1 pseudogene is annotated in these 1,525 nt (G+C 64.2%); it reads left to right on the top strand.

The features are described 5' to 3' along the window. Positions 1–1,525 (top strand): annotated as a pseudogene (locus I5W_RS26740) (efflux RND transporter permease subunit); the annotation flags it as partial.

Genomic DNA, 1,525 nt, shown 5'->3' with positions numbered 1-1,525 from the left:
TCGCTTCCCTTCATCCAGCGGCCCATCGCCACCACCTTGCTGACCATCGGCATCGCCCTGGCCGGTATCGTGGCCTTTCGCCTGCTGCCGGTGTCACCGCTGCCGCAGGTGGATTATCCGACCATCTCGATTTCGGCCTCGCTGCCCGGCGCCAGCCCCGAGACCATGGCCGCTACCGTGGCCACGCCCCTGGAGCGCGCCATGGGGGCGATTGCGGGCGTGACCGAGATGACCTCGACCAGTTCGCAGAACTCCACCCGCATCANCCTGCAATTCGATCTGAACCGCGACATTGACGGTGCTGCGCGCGACGTGCAGNCCGCACTCAATGCCGCGCGCAACCTGTGCCTACCGGGATGGCGAGCAACCCGACCTATCGCAAGGTCAACCCGGCCGATGCGCCCATCCTGATCCTGGCCATGACCTCCGACACCATGACCCAAGGCCAGATGTACGACGCCGCCGACAGCATCGTGGCGCAGAAGCTGTCGCAGGTGCGCGGGGTGGGGCAGGTCAGCGTGGGCGGCAGTTCGCAGCCGGCGGTGCGCATCGAATTGAACCCGACTGCGCTTAACAAGTACGGCATCGGCAGCGCCGACGTGCGCACCGCCGTGGCCGCCACCAATGCCAATCGCCCCAAGGGCTTGCTGGAGGATGCCGACCGCAACTGGCAGATCTATGCCAACGACCAGGCCAAGACTGCGGCCGAATATGCGCCGCTGATCGTCTCCTACCGCAACGGCACGCCAGTGCGGGTGCAGGACGTGGCCGAGGTACGCGACTCGGTGGCTGACGTGCGCAATGCCGGTTCGGCCAACGGCAAGCCCTCGGTACTGATCATCATCAACCGCCAGCCCGGCGCCAACATCATCGACACGGTCGATAACGTGCGCGCACTGTTGCCGCAGTTGCAGGCCTCCATCCCTTCCGCCATCGATATGAAGGTGGTGCTGGATCGCACCCCCACCATCCGTGCGTCATTGAAGGAAACCGAGTTCACCCTGATGCTCTCGGTGGCGCTGGTGATCATGGTGGTGTTCCTGTTCCTGCGCAATGCACGGGCCACGCTCATTCCCGCGGTGGCGGTGCCGGTCTCGCTGATCGGTACCTTCGGCATCATGTACCTGGCCGGCTTCAGTCTCGATAACCTCTCGCTCATGGCCTTGACCATTGCCACCGGCTTCGTGGTCGATGATGCCATCGTGGTGCTGGAAAATATTTCGCGCCACATCGAGGCTGGCATGAAGCCTTACCAGGCGGCGCTGCTGGGGGCGCGCGAAGTGGGTTTCACGGTGCTGTCGATGAGCATCTCGCTGATCGCCGTCTTCATTCCCATCCTGATGATGGAGGGCATCGTCGGGCGTCTGTTCCGCGAGTTCGCCATCACCTTGTCGGTGGCTATCCTGGTCTCGCTGGTGGTGTCGCTGACCACCACGCCGATGATGTGTGCGCAGTTGTTGCGCCATGATCCGGCCGCCGATGAGGCGCGCCGCCAGCGGCGTCATCCCTGGCTGCAGAAGATCTC

Source organism: Herbaspirillum sp. B65 (assembly GCF_000333555.1).
In the GTDB taxonomy this organism is placed as follows: domain Bacteria; phylum Pseudomonadota; class Gammaproteobacteria; order Burkholderiales; family Burkholderiaceae_D; genus Herbaspirillum; species Herbaspirillum rubrisubalbicans.
The sequence above is the reverse complement of the archived record's forward strand: the minus strand, read 5'-3'. Positions and strand labels throughout refer to the sequence as shown.